This window comes from Desertihabitans aurantiacus (assembly GCF_003344635.1).
GTDB classification, from domain to species: domain Bacteria; phylum Actinomycetota; class Actinomycetes; order Propionibacteriales; family Propionibacteriaceae; genus Desertihabitans; species Desertihabitans aurantiacus.
In genome coordinates, this window is sequence record NZ_QPKK01000501.1 from 1 (window position 1) to 1,218 (window position 1,218).

The following is a 1,218-nucleotide window of genomic DNA, read 5'->3' on the forward strand; positions in this document are numbered from 1 at the left end:
CGGCTGGTCGACCGGCTCACCGACGCCGCCCGGCGCGTCCCGGCCACGCCGGGTGGGTCCAGCCTCGACCTCGACCCGGACTTCCCGCTCACCGCCGGCGCCTTCGGCGACCTCTCCCGCCTCGGCGCCAAGACCCCACCCGCACCCGCCGGCACCGGCCAGCCCGACCGGCCCGGGCCGTCCGACGCGCCCGCCACCACCCAGGCGGCGACCGACACCCCGGAGCCCGACGACGAGGCCACCACCGAGGACGCGCCCACGCTGGAGGAGCTGCTGGCCGAGCTCGACGCCCTCGTCGGGCTGGCCGAGGTCAAGGCCGAGATCCATCGCCAGGCGGCCGTGCTCACCATGGCCCGACGCCGCACCGAGGCCGGGCTGACCAACGCCACCCTGACCCGCCACCTCGTCTTCATCGGCAACCCCGGCACCGGCAAGACCACCGTGGCCCGGCTGCTGGCCGGCATCTACCGCGCGCTCGGGCTGCTGTCGAGAGGGCACCTGGTCGAGGTCGACCGGTCCGAGCTGGTGGCCGGCTACCTGGGCCAGACCGCGATGAAGACCGCTGAGGTGGTGGCCTCGGCGGCCGGCGGCGTGCTGTTCGTCGACGAGGCCTACGGCCTCACCGGCGACGACTACGGCAGCGAGGCCGTCGACACCCTGGTCAAGGAGATGGAGGACCGCCGCGACGACCTGGTGGTGGTCGTGGCCGGCTACCCCGGCCCGATGGCCGCCTTCATCGCCCAGAACCCCGGGCTGGCCAGCCGCTTCCGCTCCACCGTGGAGTTCGCCGACTACAGCGACGACGAGCTGGTCGCGATCCTGCGGGTGCTGGCCGCGCAGGCCGACTACGACCTCGACCCCGGCGCGGTCGAGCGGTTCCGCCAGCGGCTGGCGGTCACGCCCCGCGACACCTCCTTCGGCAACGGCCGCTTCGCCCGCAACTGCCTGGAGGCCGCGATCGGCCACCACGCCTGGCGGTTGCGTGACAGCACCGACACCGACGTCACCACCCTGCGGACACTGCTGGCCGAGGACGTCGAGCCGCCCCGGCTGACGCCGCCGCACCCACCCGCGGGCCACCCGGCGTCCGGACGGACCCTGGGGCACACTGTGCGCGGGCACGACGAGCCCGGCGCGGAGCCGGGCGGGGAGGAGCGCGGGTGAGCCAGCAGCAGCCGTCGGCGCGTCCCGCCCCCCGGCGGGCCGCGGCGGCTCCCT

1 protein-coding gene is annotated in these 1,218 nt (G+C 75.9%); it reads left to right on the forward strand.

What is annotated here, in order from left to right:
- Positions 1-1,164: AAA family ATPase (locus DVA66_RS20515; RefSeq protein ID WP_408608941.1), on the forward strand; the 1,164-nt coding region annotated here is incomplete at its 5' end.
- Positions 1,165-1,218 lie beyond the last annotated feature (54 nt).